The organism is Rathayibacter sp. PhB127 (assembly GCF_003751665.1).
In the GTDB taxonomy this organism is placed as follows: domain Bacteria; phylum Actinomycetota; class Actinomycetes; order Actinomycetales; family Microbacteriaceae; genus Rathayibacter; species Rathayibacter festucae.
On the sequence record NZ_RKHW01000001.1, the window covers coordinates 693,458 to 713,147 of the forward strand.

Consider the following 19,690-nt stretch of genomic DNA (forward strand, 5'->3'; position numbering starts at 1 on the left):
TTTCGCCAGCCTGAACAGCCTCGGTGTCCTGCGGTCAGCCGGGAGCCGGCAGGCGGATCTCGAGCCGCGCGCCGCCGAGCGGGGAGTCGAGCAGGCGCGCCGTGCCGCCGCCCGCGCGCGCCGCCTCGGCGACGATCGCGAGGCCGAGGCCCGAGCCGCCGGTGTCGCGGGCGCGGGCGTCGTCGCGGCGCTCGAAGCGGAGGAAGACCCGCTCGCGGTCCTCGGCCGGCACTCCCGGGCCGTCGTCGTCGATGCGCAGGACCGCGGTGCCGTCCTCCTCGCGCACAGTGAAGGCGACGACGCCCGCCGCGTGCCGCCGGGCGTTCTCGGCGGCGTTGCGCACGGCGCTGTGCAGCAGCGGCTCGTGCCCGTGCACCTGAGCGGGTCCGACGTCCTCGGTGCGCACGTCGACGCCCAGCGCGCGGAGCCGCGCGGCCTCGGCGAGCACGAGGTCGTCGAGGTCGACGTCCTGCTCGGCTCCCTCGTCGCGCTCGTCCACGCGGGCCAGCAGCAGGAGGCTCGCGACGAGGTGCTGCATCCGCTCGCCCTCGACCTCGACGACGCGGGCGAGGTCGGCGAGCGGGACCGCCTCCGGATGCCGCAGGGCGACCTGGGCGTGCTGCCGAACGGCGGCGACCGGGGAGCGCAGCTCGTGCGAGGCGTTCGAGACGAACCGGCGCTGGGCGGCCTGCGAGCGCTCGAGGCGGTCGAGCAGGCCGTTCATCGTGCGGGCCAGGCGGGCGAGCTCGTCGCGACCGGGCGGCTCCTGCACACGGCGCTGGAGATCGGCGGCCTCGATCGCCTCGACATCGGCGCGGATCCGCTCGACCGGCCGGAGCGAGCGGCCGACGACGAACCAGACCAGCGCTCCGACCACCGCCGTGACGAGTGGGACGGCGACCGCGAGAAGCCGGACGGCCGAGCCCGCGGCGTCGTCGGCCCCGGCGAGGGTGCGCGCGACGACGACGGTCTCACCCGGGTCGCCGCCGAGCTGGAGGCTCTCGGAGCCGACGACGAAGCGGGTGCCGTCGATCGAGGTGATCTGCGGCTCGTCGGAGACCGGCAGCGGCACGGCGTAGACGAAGTCGTCGTCCGCGACCGCGACGACCGATCCCTCCCGCTGCAGCTGGATGACGACCTCGTCGGTGTTGAACGGCGGCAGCCGCCCGGCGCTCTCGGTGTCGGTGGCGATCTGGCGGGCCTGCTGGTTCGCGGTGAACGCCTCGGCGTCGACGAGGGACTGCTCCAGCAACGCGGTGAAGGCGACGGAGCCGGCGACCAGCACGGCGAGGATCGCGGCGGAGACCAGGGCGGTCAGCCGCACACGGATGCTCCAGGGCGGGCGCCGGGACATCGGTCCTCAGCCCTCGACGAGCCGGTAGCCGGCGCCGCGGAGCGTGGTGATCGACTCCGTGCCGAACGGGCGGTCGAGCTTGGCGCGCAGCCGCGCCACGTAGACCTCGACGATGTTGAGATCGCCGTCGAACGCGTCGTCCCAGACGCCCTCGAGGATCTCGCGCTTGGCGACCACCCGGTCGCGGTGGCGGGCGAGGAAGTCGACGACGGCGAACTCGCGCGAGGTCAGCCGGATCGCGACGTCGCCGCGGTGCACCTCGCGGAGCGCCGGGTCGATCAGCAGGTCACCGACGCGGTGGACCACCGGCCGCTCCGGCCGCCCCCGGCGCACCAGCGCCCGCAGCCGCGCCACCAGGACGGAGTACTCCAGCGGCTTCACCACGTAGTCGTCGGCGCCGGCGTCGAGGCCCTCGATCTGGTCGCGGTCGCCGTCCTTCGCGGTCAGCATCAGGACCGGAGTCCAGTCGCCCTCGTCGCGGAGGGTGCGGCAGAGGGCGGAGCCGCTGAGCCCGGGCATCATCAGGTCGAGGACGATCGCGTCGTAGACGGTCTCGCGGGCCCGCCACAGTCCGTCCACGCCGTCGTGCGCGACGTCCACCGAGAAGCCCTCGGCCTCGAGACCGCGCCGGACGCCGTCGGCGAAGACCGCCTCGTCGTCGACCACCAGAATCCGCATCCCGTCGAGTATCGCCGGTGCGGCGCGACCGGCGCACGGCGACCGAGTCGTCAGTCCAGGCGGTCGAGCGTCGCGCTGATGGTGCGCAGGCACTCGATCAGGACGCCGATCTGCCGGGAGTCGAGGTCGGCGAGGACCTCGCCCTCGGCCGCGACGAGGTGCCGCATCGCGTCGTCGACGCGCTTCGTGCCGCGCGGGGTGAGCGAGACGATCTTGCTGCGCGAGTCGGCGGCGTTCTGCTCGCGGACGACGAGCCCGCGCGCGCCGAGCCGGTCGACGCGGCTGGCGAGGTTGCCGCTCGAGATGCCCAAGCGGGTGGAGAGGACGGACGGCGTCATCGTCCCGGCCGGGTTCTGGCGCAGCAGCGAGAGCAGCTCGAACTCCCACGGGGCGAGCTCGCCGGCCGCGAAGGAGAGGCGCCGCACCTCCTGCACCCGGGGGCTGAGCCGGCGCAGGCGGGAGAGGACGTCGAGCGGGGCGAAGTCGAGATCGGGCAGGGCGTCGGCCCACGCGTCGATCACCAGATCGACATCGTCGTCTTCACGCATCCCCCGATTATCGTCGGCCCCGCCGGTGCCGGGCGACGGCTGGCCGCGGCGGCGCGGGAGGCCTACCCTGCCCGCTCACGGACGGTGCTCGTCGCGGGCGCCGGCGTCAGGGCCGGTACTCGTCGCGGCGCGGGGGCGGCAGGTCGGGGCGGTGCGTCTCGCCTCCCGGGCTCAGCGTCGCGATCCCGGCTGTGACCCCGGCGAGCAGGATCCGGCCGGTGGCGGCGAGGAACCGCAGCACCCGCCCGTTCGTCTTGTCTCCTCGAGCTGCCATCGTCGGCTCCCTCCGCCACTCGACAGCCTGGCACCCCGCCCGCCGCGGCGCACGGGCCGCTAGCCTGGTCGGGTCGGAAGGACTCCCGTGCGCGCGCACCTCGAGCAGCTCCTCGCTCTGCTGAGCGGGACGTTCCTGCTGCTCGCGCTCGCGTCGAGTCCCGACGCCGCCGTCGTGCTGGTCGTCACCACCACCGCGGTCGCCGCTCTCGTCCTCGGGGCGCGCTACCTGGCCGTCGGCGCTCGCCGGCCCGTGCTGTCGATCGGGCGCCGCGCCCGGGAGCATCGGCTCGGCCTCGCCGCGCAGCCCTCGCCGCAGCACCCGCGCACCGCGGGTCGCGTGCGCTCGCGGGCGCCGGGCCTGCCGGGACTGGTCGCGTAGTCCGGAGCTCTGCCTCGGGGGGCGCGACCGTTCGCGATCGCGCTCACCTCCCGACGACAGGACTCCTGTGAACCTCTACGACTTCCCGCCCATCGCGGCGGCGCTCGACGCCGCCTCCCACTTCGTCACCGCCCTCGCCTCGGCCCTCGAGCCCCTCGCGGGCGGCGCCTCGGCCGCCGCCGCGATCGTGCTGGTGACCCTCCTCGTCCGCACGCTGCTGATCCCGGTCGGGATCTCGCAGGGCCGGGCCGAGATCACCCGCCGCCGCCTCGCCCCAATGCTGCGCGAGCTGCAGCGCACGCACGCGAAGAATCCGGAGGCGCTGCAGCGCGCCACCATGAAGCTCTACGCCGACGAGAAGGCCTCGCCGCTCGCCGGCTGCCTCCCGGTGCTGCTGCAGGCGCCCGTGGTCTCGCTGCTCTACGGGCTGTTCGTGCACCCGGACATCGCCGGGCACGGCAACGCGCTGCTCGACGCGCGGCTGCTCGACGTTCCGCTCGGCCGGTCGTTCGTCACGGCGCTCGGCGGCGGCGACCCCGCGCAGCTCGGCGTGTTCGCGGTGCTCCTCGGGGTGATCGCGCTCGTCTCGTGGCTCGCGCGCCGGGTCGCGCTGCGCCAGGCGGCGCTCACCCCGGTGCCGGAGGGGACGCCCGCGGCCGTCGCGCAGCTGACCGGGGTGCTCAGCTGGATGCCGTTCCTGACGGTGCTGTTCGCCGCGTTCGTGCCGCTCGCGGCGACGCTCTACCTGACGGTCACGACGACCTGGACGCTCTGCGAGCGAGTGATCGTGCGGCGGGTGCTGGCGGGCGGGGCGCGGGCGTGAGGCGGCGCCCGCCCAACGGCGCGCTCACCAGCCCGTCGTCAGCACCTCGTCGAGCTGGTCGGCGAAGAAGTCGGCGCTCTCGACGGTGAAGCAGAGCGGCGGCTTGATCTTCAGCACGCACTGCCGGTCGGAGGTGGGCTGCACGATCACGCCGCGCTCGCGGAGGCGCTCGCAGATCGCGCGCGTCTCCGCGGTCGCCGGCTCGAGAGTCCCCCGGTCGCGGACCAGCTCGAGGCCCAGGTACAGCCCGCTGCCGTGCACGGCGCCGATCAGCGGGTGGCGCTCGGCGAGGTCCTCGAGCCGGCGGCGGAGGTGCGCGCCGGTGGTCCGCGCGTTCTCCTGCAGCCGCTCGTCCGCGAGCACGTCCAGCACCGTCGTCCCCACGACGGAGCTGACCGGGCTGCCGCCCGCCGAGGAGAAGAACGAGCCCTGCGAGCGGTAGCGGTCGGCGATCTCGCGGGTCGTCACGACCGCGCCCAGCGGGTGGCCGTTGCCCATCGCCTTCGCGACGGCGACGACGTCGGGCACCACGCCCTGCTGCTCGAAGCCCCAGAACCAGTCGCCGAGGCGGCCGTAGCCGACCTGCACCTCGTCGGCGATGCAGAGCCCGCCGTGGGCGCGGACGGCCGGGTAGACCGCGGCGAGGTAGCCGTCGGGCAGCGGGATGCCGCCGGCGTTTCCGTAGAAGGTCTCGGCGATGAAGCCGCCCGGGGGAGTGCCGGCCGCGGCCAGCTCCTCGATCCGGGCGACGGCCTCCGGCGCGTAGCGGTGCGCCTCGGCACCGCGGTGCGTGCCGCGGTAGCTGTTCGGGGCGTCGAGGGTGTGCACCCAGGGCGGCCGGGTCGCGAGCGCGTCGGGGTTGTCGGCGACGGAGGTGGAGACCGCATCGGACAGGCCCGACCAGCCGTGATACGCCTCCCGCACCGCCAGCACGTCGTCGCGGCCCGACCAGGCGCGGGCGATCCGCAGCGCGAGGTCGGCCGCCTCCGTGCCGCTGTTGACGAGCAGCACGGTGTCGAGCCCGTCCGGCAGCAGTGCCGCCAGCCGCTCGCAGAACTCGCCGATCGCGGGGTAGGAGAAGCGCGAGTTGGTGTTGAGCAGCCGCCACTGCCGCGCGACCCGCTCGACGAGCAGCGGGTGGGCGTGGCCGATCGAGGTGACGTTGTTGAGCACGTCGAGGTGCACGCGGCCGGAGTCGTCGACGAGGTGCTCGCGCCAGCCGCGCAGCATCGTGGGCGGGGACTCGAAGTAGTGCTCCTGCGCCTCGGCCAGGTGCGCGAGCCGCCGGTCGAGCACCTCGGGGTCCGGCTGCGGGGCCGGCAGGGTGCGTCCCAGGAGCAGCGGGGTCGGGTCGAGGAGGACGTCGAGCCAGGCGTCGGCCCAGCGCGCGTTCGCGAAGGGCGGGAGGTCGACGGTGTCGAGCGCGCGCGGTGCGGCCTGGGCGCGCAGGAGTCCGCGGGCCGTGCCGAGCCGGTCGCCGGACCGGACCCGCGTGCCGGGTGCGGGAGCGTCGTCGACCCCGTCGAGCCGCAGCCGGACCCCGTCGGCGAGCAGGGTGACTCCGCCGGGGACGCCGCCGCCCACCTCCGCGTCGAACGGCGCGGCCAGGGGTGTCTCCGCGGCGAGGTGGACCTCGGTGACCAGAGCGGTCGTCTCGGGCTCCTGCGCGGTGTGCGGGCGGCCGCGGGTCAGACGGCGCTCGCCGTAGCGCAGCACCGCGGCCCCGGCGCCGCGGGCGAGCGCGGCGCGGGCGAGGGCGGGCTCGGCGTCGTCGTCCAGCCAGCGGCCGGCGTCGAGCGCCGGGCTCTGGGGCGAGAGGTCGACGACGACGGCGTCGAGGACGCCGAGCACGGGGACCGCGGGGGTGAGGGCGGTGGATGCGCTCGGCCGGCCGAGGGCCCGCCGAACGAGCGCCTGCAGCACCGGCAGCGGCGCGGCGATCGCCCGGTCGAGGATCAGCCGCTCGTGCTCGAGGTTCTCGCGGGCGTAGTCGTTGGCGGGGTCGCCGGCCAGGACGTCGTGGGCGCTGACGACGAGCACCGCCGCCCGGAGCACGACGAGCGGCCAGAGCGCCTCGACCTCGGCGCCGGCGAGCGGGCGCACGGCGTCGTACGCGGTGGCGGCGCGGAGCACGGTGGCCGCGTCGGCGTCCGCGTGGTGCAGGAGCGAGGACAGCGTGATCGCGAGCTCGCCGACCGCCCAGCCCGCGCCGAGGTCGCCGAAGTCGATGACGCCGTCGGGGAGGACGCCCGCGTCGACCACGACGTTGTCGTCGGTGAGGTCGCCGTGCACGAGCTGCACCGGGAGCGCGGCGGCGAGCGGATCGAGGACCGCCAGCGCCGCGTCGACGGCCGCCCGGATCGCCCGCGCGGAGCGCCGCGGCACCCGGCCGATCAGCGCGTCGACGACCTCGCCCGCCCGCCGCAGGTCCCACTGGTCGGTCTCCGCGAGGCCGTCGAGCGGCTGCTCGGCGAGCGCGACGTCGACCCGGGCGGCGAGGTCGCCCATCGCCCGGACGACGGCGGGGGAGAGGTAGCCGGAGCCGGAGAGGGTCCGGCCGGGGACGAAGTCGAGGACCCGGGCCGCGGCGGTCGTGCCGCCGAGGTCGATCTCGTGGAGGGTGCGGCCCTCGCGGTCGGGGCGCACGCGCGGGAGCCGGACGCCCTCGAGCCGGTCCGCCAGCCGCGCGACGGCCGCCGTCTGCGCCTCGATCCGCCCTCTCGGCGTCGCGGGATTCGCGATCTTGAGCAGCAGCCGCTCGTCGCCGGTGTCGACGAGGACGTTGCGGTCCTGATTGCTGCCCAGCTCCCGCAGCGCACCGTGCAGCCCGTAGCGCTCCCGCAGCAGGGCGGCCGCGACCTCGTGGTCGAGCGCGGGCGGGGGCGGCGGAGCGGCGTCGGACGGCATGGCGGGGGTCCTGTCGAGCGGGGATCGGGTGGCTCCATGATCGCGCGTCGGAGAGCGCGGCGGGCGCAGCCTCGATGGTCCGTCACTGAGGGGGCGTTGCGCGTCCCGGAACGTCGATCGATCGTTTTCGGGATACCCTCGGGACAGAGCAGGAGGAGACGGCGATGACCAGCATCATCGGCTATGCGAGGACCGTGCGATCCGACGACGACGGTTCGAAGCAGGTCTCGGAATTGCAGGCGGCAGGCGCCGAGCAGGTCTTCATCGACCGCTCAGCCAGGAGCGGCCTCGCCGAGCGACTGCAGTGGCTGATCTGCGTCGAGAGCCTCCGCGCGGGCGACACCCTTCTCGTCCGCGGGCTCGACTGCCTCGGCGGCACGGAGCGACTCGTCCTCGAGATCGTCCAGGACCTGGAGGTGCGCGGTGCCGAGCTCAGAACGCTCTCCGAGCCGGTGATCGACACAGCGGCGCCGGGGGGCCGCGCGTCCTTCGCGATGGTCCGGGCGCTTGCTCGGGTCGGCACGAGCACGAGGAGCGAGGAGACGCGCCGCGGCCTCGATCGAGCCAGGGCAGCGGGCCGAGTCGGCGGGCGTCCCTCGGTCATGACGCCGCCGCGGCTCCGCGAAGCCAGGCGGATGAGGGCGTCGGGGAGCAGCGTGGTGCAGATCGCCGAAGCCCTCGGCGTCGGCAAGTCCTCGGTGGCCCGGGCGCTCGCGAAGGAGGCCCCCGCTCAGGAGCGGGTCTTCTACCGCGACGTGAAGCCGTACGAGCTGCCGCTGGCGCTCGATGATCTGGTCGGGCCATCAGCCGGAGTGATCGAGCTCCCTCACCACGTGCACTGGGGACCGGAGGTGACCGTCGATCTGCGCGCACCCGGAGGAGTTGCGAAGGCATACCAGGCTCTGCTCACCGAGGGCACCTCCAAGGATCAGGAGGCTCTTCTCGACCGGGGGCTTCTGGCGTCGCTGTGGAAGGAGCTGGACCTGCCCGACCGAGTGCGCCTGCTTTGGGAGACGCGATTCCCCGAACTGGCGGGTGCTTGAGGTGGAGAAGGCGAATCGGGAGCTTCAGCGTCTGGTCACCCGGCTGCTCCTCACGATGCTCGACGGCGCCTCCTTCGCGCTCGCCGGGTCGGGTGCTATCCGGGAGCACGGCATCACAGACCGCCCGACGGAGGACATCGACCTCTTCACGTCCAACACCGACACGCGCGCCTTCGGACAGGCCGTCGATCGAGTGCTCGACGGGCTTCGGGCAGCGAGCTTCATCGTCGCGGAGAGCCGCCGGTCCGCGCAGTTCGCCAGGCTGCACGTCGAGACCCCGAGCGGCGAGCGGATCGATGTCGACCTGGGGATGGATTGGCGTGAGGACGACCCCGTGCTGCTGCAGATCGGGCCGGTCCTCAGCGTCGACGACGCCGTCGGGAACAAGGTGAGTGCGCTCTACAGCCGCGCGGAGGCCCGCGACTTCCTGGACGTCGACGCGATCCGCTCCTCCGGCAGATCGACTGATGAACAGCTTCTGAGCGCCGCGCGCGAACGCGATCCCGGCTTCGAGCCACTGATGTTCGCCCAGCAGCTCGACCGCGCAGAGAGACTCACTCCCGACCGGGTCCGCGAGTACGGAGTGAGCCCGGACGCTCTGAGCGCGCTGCAGTCGCGTTTCGCGATCTGGGCATTGCGGATAAGAGAGAACACCTCGTGAGGCCGGACCGCGCTCTCATCAGGGCAGGTCTGCAGGCTCGGCTTCTGGTGCTGGTGGATCTACTTGGAAGAGACACCCGCAGACATGCTGGTCGAGTAGCCCCGTAGGGGCGTATCGAGACCCACCACCGCATGCACGTCGGTCTCGTCCCCGTCCTGCGATGGCGCCGGAGGCGCCCCCTCCGCTCGATACGCCCGCTGCGCGGGCTACCCGATCAGCATGATGTCCGCACCGCATCCACCGCGTGTCAGCGTGGTCAGTGCGCGTAGGCCGACGGGTCGAAGCGGCCGAGCTCCTCGCGGAAGGCGAAGGCGAAGTCGGGCCAGAGCAGGGTGAGGCGGCGGGAGGCGGAGTCGACGTACCAGCTCTCGCAGCCGCCGTTCGTCCAGACGGTGTCGGCGCTGAGCGCGTCGAGGCGGGCGAGCGCGGCGGCTTCGGCCTCGGCGGTGACCTCCAGGAGGTCGACACCCGCGACGGTGCGGTGCTCCAGTGCGGCGAGGACGTAGTCGATCTGCGACTCGATCATGTGCACCGCGGAGTTGTGGCCGAGGCTCGCGTTCGGGCCGTTGATCACGAAGAGGTTCGGGAAGCCGTGCACGGCGGTCGACTCGTACGCCGACATCCCGTCGCCCCAGCGGTCGGCCAGCAGCTCGCCGCCGCGGCCGCGGATCCGGCGGGCGAACGGCGGGCGAGTCGCGTGGAAGCCGGTCGCGAAGACCAGCGCATCGACCTCGTGGGCGGCACCGTCGTCGCCGATCGCCGCCGAGCCCTCGATCCGGCGCAGGGGCGAGGGCACCACGCGCACGTGCGGCTGCGCGAGCGCGGGGTAGTAGTCGTCCGAGAGCAGCACCCGCTTGCAGCCGATCTCGTAGTCCGGCGTGAGGACCGCGCGCAGCTCCGGGTCGGCGACCTGCGCGGCGAGATGGCCGAGCGCCTCCGCCCGCAGCCGGTCGATGGCGTCGGGCACGCCGACGCGGCCGGCGAAGCCGAGCTCCGCGCGCCAGAACAGCTCGGAGCGCAGGCGCTCGACGGCGCCCGGCACGCGCGCGAGCGTGCGGCGCTCCTCCGGCGGGTACGCGCGATTCCGACGCGGCACGACGTACGGCGCCGAGCGCTGGAACAGCACGACCTCGGCCGCGCGCTCCGCGAGGTGCGGCACGATCTGCACGGCGGAGGCGCCGGAGCCGACGATCCCGACGCGAGCCCCGTCCAGGATGACGTCGTCGCGCCAGCGGGCGGAGTGGAAGACCGGCCCCGCGAAGCCGTCCAGCCCCGGGACGTCGGGCAGGCGCGGCTCCGACAGCCGCCCGGCGCAGACCACGAGCACCGCCGCGTCGAAGTCGCCCCGCGAGGTGCGCACCCGCCAGCGCTCGGCGTCCTCGTCGAAGGTCATCTCAAGGACGTCGGTGCCGAGGTGCAGCTGCGGCGCGAGCCGCTCGCGCTCGACGACCCGCTCGAGGTAGGCCTGGATCTCCGCACCCGGCGCGTAGAAGGCCGACCAGTCCGGCTCGGGCGCGAACGAGTACGAGTACAGGTGCGAGGGGATGTCGCAGGAGACGTTCGGGTAGCGGTTGTCGCGCCAGGTGCCGCCGACGCGCTCGGCCCGCTCGAGCACCGCGAAGGAGACGCCGCCGCGGCGGGCGAGGCGCGCCGCCGCTCCGATGCCCGCGAAGCCCGCGCCGACCACGACGACGTCGACCGAGGTCGCCATCAGACGATCGTCCGGGGGAGTGTCGACCCGGCCGGGTCCCGGTGCGGGTCGGCGACGAAGCGCTCGACGAGCGCCAGCAGTTCGGCCGGCCGCTCGGCCAGCACGCAGTGGCCGGCGTCGATCACGGCGTAGCGGGCGTCGTCGATCGCCCCGAGCAGCGCCTCCGCCCCCTCGACGCCGACGACGGCGTCGGCGGTGCAGCCAACGACCAGCGCGGGGACGCGCAGGCGGGCCGCGGACTCGGTCGCGTCGGCGCGGGCGGCCGCGGCGAGGAGCGCGGCGGTCGCGGCGTCGGCGGCCAGGGGAGTCGCGCGCCCGGGTCCGAGGTCGGCGAGCGTGCGGACGCCGATCACGCGCGCCAGGTCGGCGCGGGCGTCGGGGAGGCCGGCCAGCGACTCCCACAGCCGGGCGACCGCGAGGAGGCGCTCGGTGGGCCGCAGCCAGCCGGCGGCCAGCACCAGGGCGACCACGCGCGGGTCGGCTTCGGCGGCGGTGATCGCGGCCCAGGCGCCGAGGGAGACGCCGACGACCACCGCCCGCTCGGCGCCGAGCCTGTCGAGCGCGGCGGTGACGGCGCGAGGCGCGTCGCGCAGAGGATCCCGCAGGTCGGCGAGCTCGACCGCCGCCACCCAGTGCCGGCGAGCGAGCATGGGCAGCAGCAGCGCCCCGTCGGCCCGGGCACCGCGCCCCGGCCCGGTCGCGAGCAGGACGACGTCCGTCGCCGGCTCACCACCGCAGTGGAGGCGGACCGTGTCGTCGCCGACCGTCAGCGACGATTCCCGGATCAGCGCCGCCTGCCGCTCGAGGTACGCCGACGACCGCGTCACGAGACGCGGCCGGCCTCGCGCACCGGGAGGCGCAGCCGGCGCGTCGCCGTGCTGCCGGGTGTCGGCACCACCATCGCGCGCTCGGGAGCGACGTGTCCGTAGTCGGTGGTGCGCTGGCGCCAGGGCCGGCCGATCTCGCCGGTGAGGCGCGCGACGGTCGCGATGTCGAGGGAGCGGTGCGCCTCGGCGCCCGCCTCCGGGCTCATCGCGCCGTCGAGCAGCAGGCCGCCGAGGTCGTCCGCGCCGCCGCGCAGCAGCTCCTGCGACAGCTGCAGCCCGAGCTTCGTCCAGGCCGTCTGCACGTGGTCGATCCGCCCGTGCAGCAGCAGCCGCGCCACGGCGTGCACCGCGCGGGTCTCGCGCCGGGTCGGTCCGCCGCGGGTCTGCACGACGACCGCCGCCGACGCCTCGGCGGGCACGAACGGCATCGCGATGAACTCGGTGAAGCCGCCCGTCTCGTCCTGGATCGCGGCCAGCGCACGGAGGTGGTCGATCTGCTGCTGCGGGGACTCGACGTGCCCGTAGACCATGGTCGCGGTCGACTTGAGGCCGCCGTGGTGCGCGGTCGTCACCGACTCCCGCCACTCGGCGACGCTCGGGTCCGCGCCCTCGCTCAGGATCGCGCGCACCCGGTCGTCGAGGATCCGCGCCGCGGTCCCCGGCACGGAGTCGACGCCCGCCTCGCGCAGCGCGGCCAGCATCTCGGCGGGGGTCCGCCCGGTGCTCGTCGCGGCGTCGAGGATCTCGCCCGGCCGGAACGCGTGCAGGTGCAGCGAGGGGTGCCGTGCGTGCAGGGTGCGCACGATCAGCAGGTGGTCCTCGCCCGGGGTCGCGAGCGGTCCCTGGAGGCACAGCTCGGTGGCGCCGAGCCCGACGGCCTCGTCGGCGAGCTGCTCCAGGGTCTCGACGGTGAGCCCGCCGGCGCCCCAGAGCGCGGTGTCGATGTTGCGGTTGGCGACCACGGTGACGGTGTCGCCCACGGCCGAGCGCCGGACGTCGTCGGCCAGGGCGGCCAGCGCGTCGAGGTCGTCGCCGTCGGCGGCGAGCAGGGCCAGATAGTCGGCGTCGTCGAGACCGGCCGGGTCGGCGCTCGCGCGCTCGAGCACGGCGGCGAGGGTCGGCGCGGCCGGACGCGGTGCGGGCGGCAGCTCCTCCTCGTATGCGCGGGGGACGATCGGCACGGCCTCGTCGGCCAGCCACGACTCCCGGTCGGCGAGCGCGAGGACGTACGGCGCGACCCGCGGGTCGATCCAGGTCTCCGCGTCGCTGAGGTACCGCGGATGCGCGGTGAGGCGCTCGTGCAGCCGGTAGCCGGAGTCGGCGGTCAGCCGCGCGAGGTCGTCGATGTTCGGCCAGGGCCGCTCCGGATTGACGTGGTCCGCGGTCAGCGGACTGACCCCGCCCCAGTCGTCGATCCCGGCGCGGAGGAGGAGCCCGAGCTCCTGCTCGTCGGTGAGGTTCGGCGGCACCTGGATCGTCATGTCCGCGCCGAGGACGAGGCGCGCGACGGCGACGTTCGCGACGTACTCCTGCAGCTCGAGGTCGACCTCGTTCTGCATCGCGGTCCGCGGCTTGGCGCGGAAGTTCTGCACGATGCACTCCTGCACGTGGCCCCAGAGCGCATGCGAGTCGCGGATCGCGAACAGCGCGTCGGCCCGCTCCGCCGTGTTCTCGCCGATACCCAGCAAGACGCCCGTGGTGAACGGGATCCGGCTGCGCCCGGCGTCGTCGAGCACGCGCAGCCGGAGCGCCGGGTCCTTGTCGGGTGAGCCGTAGTGCACGCCGCCCTTCTCGGACCAGAGCCGCTCGGCGGTCGTCTCGAGCATCATCCCCATCGAGGGCGCGACCGGGCGCAGGCGCTGCAGCTCGGCCCAGGACATCACTCCGGGGTTGAGGTGCGTGACCATGCCGGTCTCGGTCATCACCAGCACCGCCATGGCGCGCACGTACTCGAGCGTCGAGGCGTAGCCGTGCTCGGCGAGCCACGCGCGGGCGACGGGCCAGCGGTCCTCCGGGCGGTCGCCGAGGGTGAACAGCGCCTCCTTGCAGCCGAGCGCGGCGCCGGCGCGGGCGACCTCGAGGATCTCCTCCGGCTCCATGAAGGTCGACTCGCGCTTCAGCGCCAGGCCGCCGGGCGTCTCGACGAACACGCAGTAGTGGCAGCGGTCGCGGCAGAGCTTGGTCAGCGGCACGAAGACCTTGCGGGAGTAGGTGATCACTCCCGGCCGGCCGCGGCGGGCGAGCCCCTCGTCGCGCAGCCGCCCGGCGGCCAGCAGCACCGCGTCGAGGTCGTCCCCGCGCGCCTCGAGGAGCACCTCGGCGCTCTCGCGCGTGATCGGCTCGCCCTCGGCGAGGCGGGCGAGGAGGGTGGGCACGGTCATGCGGAGGCGGCTCTTCCGGAGGGGTCGGTCGGCGGGCGCCGACGGGTCGGGGCACGGGAGGGTCGGACGGCCGGCGGCACTGCGCCGGCCGGTCGCGACCGAATCAGAGGGCGCGCAGGCGCGGCGCGAGGTCGCGCTCGAACGCGTCGAAGAAGCGCTGCTGGTCGTCGCCCGGCGCGTGGAACACGAGGTGGTTGAAGCCCGCGTCGACGTAGGGCTTGATCTGGGCGACCGTCTCGTCCGGGTCCGAGCCGACGATCCAGCGCTTGGCGACCTGCTCGATCGGCAGCTCGTCGGCGGCGCGCTCCATGTCGACCGGGTCGGTCAGCGAGTGCTTCTGCTCGGGGGTGAGCGAGAGCGGCGCCCAGAAGCGCGTGTTCTCGAGCGCGAGCGCCGGGTCGGGGTCGTAGGAGAGCTTGATCTCGATCATCCGGTCGAGCGCGGCCGAGTCGCGCCCGCCCGCCGCGATGCCCTCCTCGACCGCGGGGAGAAGCTTCTCGGTGTAGAGCTCCATGCCCTTGCCGGAGGTGCAGATGAAGCCGTCGCCCGCGCGGCCGGCGTACTTGGCGACGACGGGTCCGCCCGCGGCGATGTAGACCGGGACGCCGTTCTCCGGCTTGTCGTAGATGGACGCCTCGTGGGTGGAGTAGTACTCGCCGTCGAAGGAGACGCGGTCCCCGGCCCAGAGGGCGCGCATGAGGCGCACGGCCTCGCGCAGCCGGGCGAAGCGCTCCTTGAAGTCGGGCCAGCTCTGCTCGCCCGCGCCCTGGTAGCCGGTGGCGACCTCGTTCAGCGCCTCGCCGGTGCCCACGCCGAGCATGATGCGGTCCGGGTAGAGCACGCCGAGCGTGCCGAACGCCTGCGCGATGACGGCGGGGTTGTAGCGGTAGTGCGGCGTCATCACCGAGGTGCCGAGCCGGATGGTCGAGGTGCGCTCGCCGGCCGCGGCGAGCCAGGCGAGCGAGAACGGCGCGTGGCCGCCGGTGTGGCGCCAGGGCTGGAAGTGGTCGGAGACCACCGCGCTCTCGAAGCCGTGCCGCTCGGCGCCGACGGCCAGCTCCACGAGCTCGCGCGCCCCGAACTGCTCCGCCGATGCCTTGTACCCGAGCGTGATCGTCATAGTGCCGCCTTCGTCAGAGGGAGGGGACCGCTCCGGACACCGGGCGGTCCCTCCATTCTGCGCCCGCGCGGGCGGCGATCGGGACGCTCAGGCGGACGCGCCCGAGATGTTGACCATCCAGTGCACGCCGAACCGGTCCGTCAGCATCCCGAAGCGGTCGCCCCAGGGTGACGTGGTCAGCGGCTCCTGGACCGAGCCGCCGGCGGCGAGCCCGTCCCAGTAGCCGCCGAGCTCGGCGTCGTCGTCGCCGAAGAGCGCGACGGTGATGCGCGCGCCCTCCTCGAACGTCATCGAGCCCGGAGTGTCGGACGCCATCAGGATCAGCCCGTTCGGCGTGACCAGCTGCGAGTGCATGATCAGGTCCTGCTCGGCCGGATCCTCGCTCGCGTGGAAGTCCGCGAAGGTGCTGGACTGCAGCTCCCCGCCGAAGACCGAGTGGTAGAACTCCATCGCCTCGCGAGCGTTGTCGCGGAAGCCGATGTAGGGGCTGAGACTCGTGGACATGACGGCGCCTTCCTGTCGAGGAGGGCCCAGTATCGACCCGCCGGCGACCCCGCTGCAACGGCCGCCCTCCTGCTGATCGCCCAGTCCGCGCAGCGGGAAGAGCCTCGCGTCTCAGCTGTCCGCTCCCTCCTCGGCCGACGGCGCTGTCCCGCCATCGGGGCTGAGTCGCCGCTCGCGCGAGAACACGTCGAGGAGAGACGCTTCGTCGGGGAGCGCTGCCCGTGCGTCCTCCGCGAGCTCATAGCGGCTGACGGCGACGGGCTGCGTCGTCGAGGCCAGGGAGTAGCGGACGACCGCATCGTTCTTGTCGGTGACGACGAGGATGCCGATGGTCGGCTCGTGCTTTCCGGAGATCCGCAGCTTGTCGTCCACCAGGGCGACGTAGAAGCCGAGCTGCCCGGCGTCCCTCGGCTCGAATTTGGTCGTCTTCAGCTCGACGACGATGTATCGCAGCTGTTCGACGTGGAAGAAGACCAGATCGATGAAGAAGTCGTCACCGTCGACCTCGAAGTGCATCTGGCGGGCGACGAAAGCAAACCCGGGACCGAGCTCGCGGAGGGTGTCCGTGATCCGGCCGACCAGGCGGTCCTCGAGGTCGCGCTCCCGGCTGTCTCCGTCGATGGCGAGGAAGTCGAGAGCGTACGGATCTCGGGTGATCTGCTGTGCCAGTTCGGAATCGGTCGCTGCGAGGACGGCGGCGTAGTTGCTGGCGGCGGCGGCCTCGCGCTCATGCAGACGAGTCCTGATCTGGTGGACCAGGATCGGCCGGCTCCAGCCGCGCGAGACGTCCTGGGCGGCGTACCAGTCCCGGAGCCCCTGATCGTCGAGCTTGTCGAGCAGCTCGATGACGTGGCCCCAGGGCAATTGTCCAACGGGTCGTTGGACAATCGACTCCTCGTCCGGCCAGGCCGCCGCGAAGCGGCGCATGGAGAACAGGTTCGCGCGGGAGAACCCTTTCATCGAGGGGAATTCGGCTCGCAGGTCGTCCGCGAGGCGCTCCAAAACGCCACTGCCCCAGGGCTCGCGCTGCTGACGGTCGAGGATCGTCGAGCCGATCCGCCACCACAGTCGAAGCAGCTCCGTGTTCGCCTTGCGCTGGGCGCGGAATCGGGCGTCGTGCACATGCCGCTTGAGCTCGTCCAGCGTCGCGCCGTAGTCGGCCGGAACAATCGTGGTCACGGCGACGAGGGTTACAGGTCGCGCGGGTCGCCGTGTCACCTGGCGCCTGCCGTGACACCTCGCGTCGGGAGCTGATCGAGTAGCCCGCGGAGCGGGCCCCGCATGCTGATCGAGCAGTCCTCGCAGAGGGCCCCGCGTGCTGATCGAGTAGCCCGCGCGGCGGGCGTATCGAGATCCCCGCGCCCAGCAGGCGCGACCCGCGCGCCCCCTACAGCTCCGCGCGGGTCGGGGGGTTCGCGCCGGAGCGGGAGGTGGTGATGCCGGCGACGCGGGCGGCCCAGTGGCCGATCGCGCGCAGGGACGGCTCGTCGAGGAGCAGGCCGTTCGGGGCGCCGAGGCCCTGGCGGAAGGCCTCGTCGAGGATCGCGCCCATGGCGGAGTCGCCCGCGCCGATGGTGTCGGCGACGACGATGCGGGCGGCCGGGACGGTGGCCCGGGCGACGGCGGAGGCGAGCAGCAGGCCCTCGCCGCCGCGGGTCACGACGGCGACCTGCGCGCCCAGCTCGAGGAGGCGGGTCAGCACCTCGTCGAGCTGCATCGTCGGGTAGAGCCACTCCGCGTCCTCGTCGCTGAGCTTGACGATCTCGCAGGCCGCGGCGACGCGCTCGAAGCGCGCGAGGGCGTCGTTGTGCTCGCCGACGAGGGCGGGGCGGATGTTCGCGTCGACGCTCGCGGTGACGCCGGCCGGCAGTGCCTCGAGCAGCTCGACGATCGCGGAGCCTCCCGGCTCGAGGTAGACCGCGATCGAGCCGGTGTGCACGTGGGTCGCGCTCGAGGGATCGGCGGCCGGCGGGTTCCAGGAGAGATCGAAGTCGTACTCGGCGGAGCCGTCCTCCTGCAGGCGGGCCCCGGCGGTCGAGGTGCGCTCGGCGTCGCCGTGCAGCACGGTGACGCCGGAGGCACCCAGGTGCTCGGCGATGCGGCGGCCGCGCGCGTCGTCGGCGATGTCGGTGACGAGGGTCGCCTCGCGGCCGAGGCGGGCGAGGGTGAGCGCGACGTTCGCGGGCGAGCCGCCGACGTGCTCGGTGCTCTCGCCGTCGCGCTCGACGATGTCGATCAGGGCTTCGCCGATGACGAGGATGCGGGGCGCCGCGCTGTCGCGGACGTCGGTGGAGGACATCCCGCCATCATGCCGGTCCGCAGGCCGTCGTCGCGAGACCTCCCGCGCGCTCACACTCCGGCACGGACATCGGCCAGCACCTCGTCGACGGTCGTCAGGGTGATCAGCGGCCCGAACAGCGCCATCGCGTCGAGCGCGCGGGCGTGGTCGGCCTCGGAGGCGCCCGCGCAGGCGTCGGTCACGATCCGGACCTGCACGCCGGCGTCGGCCGCGGCGAGTGCCGTCGCCAGCACGCAGCAGTCGGTCGAGACCCCGGTCAGCACCATCGAGCGGGAGTCGTCGAGCAGCGCCTCGAGCTCGGCGCCCCACTTGCCGAACGTCGGCGCGATGATCGTGCGGTGCCCCTCGAAGCCGGGGACGAGCGCGTAGAGCGGATCCTCGTCCGGGACGAGCGCGAACGGCCAGTCCCGGTAGTAGGGGATCCAGGCGCCGCGGGGCTGGGGTGGGGCGACGAAGCGGGTGGTGACCACCCGCTCGCCGAAGCGCGGGAGCAGCCGGGTCGTCCCCTCCGCCGCACGGTCGAACTCCTTCGATGCCCACGGCGAGGACGCGTCGGCGAAGACGTGCTGCAGGTCGATCGCGACGAGCAGGCTCACGCGTCGGCCTCCTGGCGCCGCACTGCGGAGCGCGAGAGGACGAGCGTGCCGGCGAAGCCGATCACGAGGGCGACCAGCACGCCGAGGTTCGCCCCGGCCCATTCGCCGTCGCGCCCGCCGATCGGGCCGAGCAGGTAGCCCTCCCACTCGAAGCCGGGGGAGTAGTTGACGACGAGGCCCCAGCCGATCACGGCACCGACGACCACGAGCAGCACCGGCGCGATCGAGACGCTGCCGTAGCGGCCGCGCGAGGTGTAGAGCGCCTCCTGGTCGTAGTCGCGGCGGCGGAGGATCAGGTCGGCCAGGAAGACGCCGAGCCAGCCCGCGATCGGCACGCCGAGCGTGATCAGGAAGCCCTGGAACGGGCCGAGGAAGTCGCCCGCGACGAAGACGACGTAGATCGCGCCGAGGACCATCAGCACGCCGTCGATGCCGGCGGCCACCGGCCGGGACACCTTGAGGCCGGTGCTGAGCAGCGCGAGACCCGAGGAGTAGATGTCCATCACCGCGCCGCCGATCAGCCCCAGCAGGGCCACGACGATGAAGGGGAGCAGGAACCAGGTCGGCAGGATGCTCGCGAGCGCGCCGATCGGGTCGGCCGCGATCGCGTCGGACAGCTCCGTCGAGGAGGCGGCGAGCAGCAGCCCGACCACCACCAGCACGACGGGCGCGACGGCGCCGCCGATCGTGGTCCAGCCGATGACCCCGGCGGTGCCGGCGGTGCGCGGGAGGTAGCGCGAGTAGTCGGCCGCCGCGTTCACCCAGCCCAGCCCGAAGCCGGTCATCATGAAGACCAGCCCGCCGATCACGGCGCCGGCCGAGCCCGAGGGCAGGCTGCCGACGGCGGCGAGGTCGATGCGGTCGAGCACGAGCACGACGTAGACCACGGTCAGCACGGCGGTCGCGATCGTGATCGCGAGCTGGAGCCGCATGATCAGCCGGAAGCCGGCGATCCCGGCGACGACGATCAGCGCCGCGACGACGATCAGCGCGACGACCTTGGTCAGCACGCCGCCGTCCCAGCCGAACTCCTCGAAGACGGTCGCCGTCGCCAGCACGGCGAGCGAGGCGAGCACCGTCTCCCAGCCCACCGTGAGCAGCCAGGAGATCACCGCGATCAGGCGGTTGCCGTCGACGCCGAAGGAGGCGCGGCTGAGCACCATCGTCGGGGCCGACCCGCGCTTGCCGGCGACCGCGACGAAGCCGCAGAAGAGGAAGGAGACGACGATCCCGATCACGGCGACCGCGGTCGCCTGCCAGAAGGACAGGCCGAAGCCGAGCAGGAACGAGCCGTAGCTCAGCCCCAGCACCGAGACGTTGGCCGCGAACCACGGCCAGAACAGGTCGCGGGGCCGGCCGTGCCGCTCCGACTCCTGGATCGTGTCGAGACCGTTGAGCTCGATGCCGCCGGCGGGCCGGGTGGTGGGTTCGGGAGAGGTCATGACGTCCCTCGTTCTCGCGCGGAAGGCCCGGGCGAACGCCGGATCCTGTCGAATGTAGTGCAGGATCGGCGCCCGATCGCGGCGGGCCCGAAGACCGGTGGACGGCTCCGCGAGGTCCGCTCCTGGGGAGGAGACCCGCGG

General features: G+C 73.7%; 18 protein-coding genes. 4 read left to right on the forward strand and 14 right to left on the reverse strand.

The genetic code is table 11. From position 1 onward, the window contains the following. Nucleotides 1-34: 34 nt before the first annotated feature. The 4 genes from EDF22_RS03520 to EDF22_RS20695 all read right to left on the reverse strand — a co-directional run bounded on the left by EDF22_RS03520 (nt 35) and on the right by EDF22_RS20695 (nt 2,854). Nucleotides 35-1,354 (reverse strand): HAMP domain-containing sensor histidine kinase, encoded by a 1,320-nt coding sequence (locus tag EDF22_RS03520; RefSeq protein WP_123702430.1) that lies wholly within the window; start codon nt 1,352-1,354, stop codon nt 35-37. A 6-nt stretch (nt 1,355-1,360) separates the two neighbouring features. Further along, nucleotides 1,361-2,032 (reverse strand): response regulator transcription factor, encoded by a 672-nt coding sequence (locus EDF22_RS03525; RefSeq protein WP_123702432.1) that lies wholly within the window; start codon nt 2,030-2,032, stop codon nt 1,361-1,363. A 50-nt stretch (nt 2,033-2,082) separates the two neighbouring features. Beyond that, the gene (locus EDF22_RS03530) at nt 2,083-2,580 is read right to left on the reverse strand and encodes a MarR family winged helix-turn-helix transcriptional regulator (protein ID WP_123445211.1); all 498 of its coding nucleotides are present in this window, start codon (nt 2,578-2,580) and stop codon (nt 2,083-2,085) included. A 106-nt stretch (nt 2,581-2,686) separates the two neighbouring features. Next, entirely contained in the window at nt 2,687-2,854 is a 168-nt protein-coding gene (locus tag EDF22_RS20695; RefSeq protein ID WP_185038710.1) for a hypothetical protein, read from the reverse strand. An 87-nt stretch (nt 2,855-2,941) separates the two neighbouring features. Here EDF22_RS20695 and EDF22_RS03535 point away from each other — a divergent pair, with 87 nt between their 5' ends. Together EDF22_RS03535 and EDF22_RS03540 are read left to right on the forward strand one after the other, a co-directional pair. After that, on the forward strand, nt 2,942-3,235 hold the full coding sequence (locus tag EDF22_RS03535; RefSeq protein ID WP_123702434.1) for a hypothetical protein: 294 nt from the start codon (nt 2,942-2,944) through the stop codon (nt 3,233-3,235). Between the two features lie 67 nt (nt 3,236-3,302). Further along, nucleotides 3,303-4,058, forward strand: a complete 756-nt coding sequence (locus EDF22_RS03540) for a membrane protein insertase YidC (protein ID WP_123702436.1) — start codon at nt 3,303-3,305, stop codon at nt 4,056-4,058. 24 nt (nt 4,059-4,082) lie between these two features. On the opposite strand, the gene EDF22_RS03545 is transcribed toward EDF22_RS03540, so the two are convergent. Continuing rightward, nucleotides 4,083-6,965 carry an aminotransferase gene (locus EDF22_RS03545; RefSeq protein ID WP_123702438.1) on the reverse strand — a complete coding sequence of 961 codons (2,883 nt, stop codon included), beginning with the start codon at nt 6,963-6,965 and terminating at the stop codon, nt 4,083-4,085. Between the two features lie 164 nt (nt 6,966-7,129). On the opposite strand from EDF22_RS03545, the gene EDF22_RS03550 reads away from it, so the two are divergent. Together EDF22_RS03550 and EDF22_RS03555 are read left to right on the forward strand one after the other, a co-directional pair. Then, entirely contained in the window at nt 7,130-8,008 is an 879-nt protein-coding gene (locus EDF22_RS03550) for a recombinase family protein (RefSeq protein WP_123702440.1), read from the forward strand. A 1-nt stretch (nt 8,009) separates the two neighbouring features. Next, nucleotides 8,010-8,669: a nucleotidyl transferase AbiEii/AbiGii toxin family protein gene (locus tag EDF22_RS03555; protein WP_260300755.1), complete on the forward strand. Its 660-nt coding sequence runs from the start codon at nt 8,010-8,012 to the stop codon at nt 8,667-8,669. Between the two features lie 256 nt (nt 8,670-8,925). On the opposite strand, the gene EDF22_RS03560 is transcribed toward EDF22_RS03555, so the two are convergent. The 9 genes from EDF22_RS03560 to EDF22_RS03600 form a co-directional block, all read right to left on the reverse strand. Then, nucleotides 8,926-10,380 (reverse strand): NAD(P)/FAD-dependent oxidoreductase, encoded by a 1,455-nt coding sequence (locus tag EDF22_RS03560; RefSeq protein WP_123702442.1) that lies wholly within the window; start codon nt 10,378-10,380, stop codon nt 8,926-8,928. Further along, nucleotides 10,380-11,207, reverse strand: coding sequence for an alpha/beta fold hydrolase (locus EDF22_RS03565; protein WP_123702444.1), 828 nt, complete (start codon nt 11,205-11,207; stop codon nt 10,380-10,382). The genes EDF22_RS03560 and EDF22_RS03565 overlap by 1 nt, the downstream gene beginning before the upstream one ends. Continuing rightward, nucleotides 11,204-13,588, reverse strand: a complete 2,385-nt coding sequence (cofG, locus tag EDF22_RS03570) for a 7,8-didemethyl-8-hydroxy-5-deazariboflavin synthase CofG (protein WP_185038712.1) — start codon at nt 13,586-13,588, stop codon at nt 11,204-11,206. The genes EDF22_RS03565 and cofG overlap by 4 nt, the downstream gene beginning before the upstream one ends. A gap of 103 nt (nt 13,589-13,691) precedes the next feature. Next, nucleotides 13,692-14,708 carry a glucose-6-phosphate dehydrogenase (coenzyme-F420) gene (fgd, locus tag EDF22_RS03575; RefSeq protein WP_123445218.1) on the reverse strand — a complete coding sequence of 339 codons (1,017 nt, stop codon included), beginning with the start codon at nt 14,706-14,708 and terminating at the stop codon, nt 13,692-13,694. 87 nt (nt 14,709-14,795) lie between these two features. After that, entirely contained in the window at nt 14,796-15,212 is a 417-nt protein-coding gene (locus EDF22_RS03580; RefSeq protein WP_123702446.1) for a VOC family protein, read from the reverse strand. 111 nt (nt 15,213-15,323) lie between these two features. Then, nucleotides 15,324-16,391 carry a YhcG family protein gene (locus EDF22_RS03585; RefSeq protein ID WP_123702448.1) on the reverse strand — a complete coding sequence of 356 codons (1,068 nt, stop codon included), beginning with the start codon at nt 16,389-16,391 and terminating at the stop codon, nt 15,324-15,326. A 208-nt stretch (nt 16,392-16,599) separates the two neighbouring features. Beyond that, on the reverse strand, nt 16,600-17,511 hold the full coding sequence (locus EDF22_RS03590) for a carbohydrate kinase (protein ID WP_123702450.1): 912 nt from the start codon (nt 17,509-17,511) through the stop codon (nt 16,600-16,602). A gap of 50 nt (nt 17,512-17,561) precedes the next feature. Further along, entirely contained in the window at nt 17,562-18,107 is a 546-nt protein-coding gene (locus EDF22_RS03595) for a cysteine hydrolase family protein (RefSeq protein WP_260303241.1), read from the reverse strand. Further along, nucleotides 18,104-19,549, reverse strand: coding sequence for a cytosine permease (locus tag EDF22_RS03600; protein ID WP_123702454.1), 1,446 nt, complete (start codon nt 19,547-19,549; stop codon nt 18,104-18,106). The genes EDF22_RS03595 and EDF22_RS03600 overlap by 4 nt, the downstream gene beginning before the upstream one ends. Nucleotides 19,550-19,690 lie beyond the last annotated feature (141 nt).

Coding starts and splice junctions, on each gene's coding strand:
- EDF22_RS03520 (WP_123702430.1), bottom strand. CDS start 1,354: ATGTCCCGGCGCCCGCCCTGGAGCATCCGTGTGCGGCTGACCGCCCTG.
- EDF22_RS03525 (WP_123702432.1), bottom strand. CDS start 2,032: ATGCGGATTCTGGTGGTCGACGACGAGGCGGTCTTCGCCGACGGCGTC.
- EDF22_RS03530 (WP_123445211.1), bottom strand. CDS start 2,580: ATGCGTGAAGACGACGATGTCGATCTGGTGATCGACGCGTGGGCCGAC.
- EDF22_RS20695 (WP_185038710.1), bottom strand. CDS start 2,854: ATGGCAGCTCGAGGAGACAAGACGAACGGGCGGGTGCTGCGGTTCCTC.
- EDF22_RS03545 (WP_123702438.1), bottom strand. CDS start 6,965: ATGCCGTCCGACGCCGCTCCGCCGCCCCCGCCCGCGCTCGACCACGAG.
- EDF22_RS03550 (WP_123702440.1), top strand. CDS start 7,130: ATGACCAGCATCATCGGCTATGCGAGGACCGTGCGATCCGACGACGAC.
- EDF22_RS03560 (WP_123702442.1), bottom strand. CDS start 10,380: ATGGCGACCTCGGTCGACGTCGTCGTGGTCGGCGCGGGCTTCGCGGGC.
- cofG (WP_185038712.1), bottom strand. CDS start 13,588: ATGACCGTGCCCACCCTCCTCGCCCGCCTCGCCGAGGGCGAGCCGATC.
- fgd (WP_123445218.1), bottom strand. CDS start 14,708: ATGACGATCACGCTCGGGTACAAGGCATCGGCGGAGCAGTTCGGGGCG.
- EDF22_RS03580 (WP_123702446.1), bottom strand. CDS start 15,212: ATGTCCACGAGTCTCAGCCCCTACATCGGCTTCCGCGACAACGCTCGC.
- EDF22_RS03590 (WP_123702450.1), bottom strand. CDS start 17,511: ATGTCCTCCACCGACGTCCGCGACAGCGCGGCGCCCCGCATCCTCGTC.
- EDF22_RS03600 (WP_123702454.1), bottom strand. CDS start 19,549: ATGACCTCTCCCGAACCCACCACCCGGCCCGCCGGCGGCATCGAGCTC.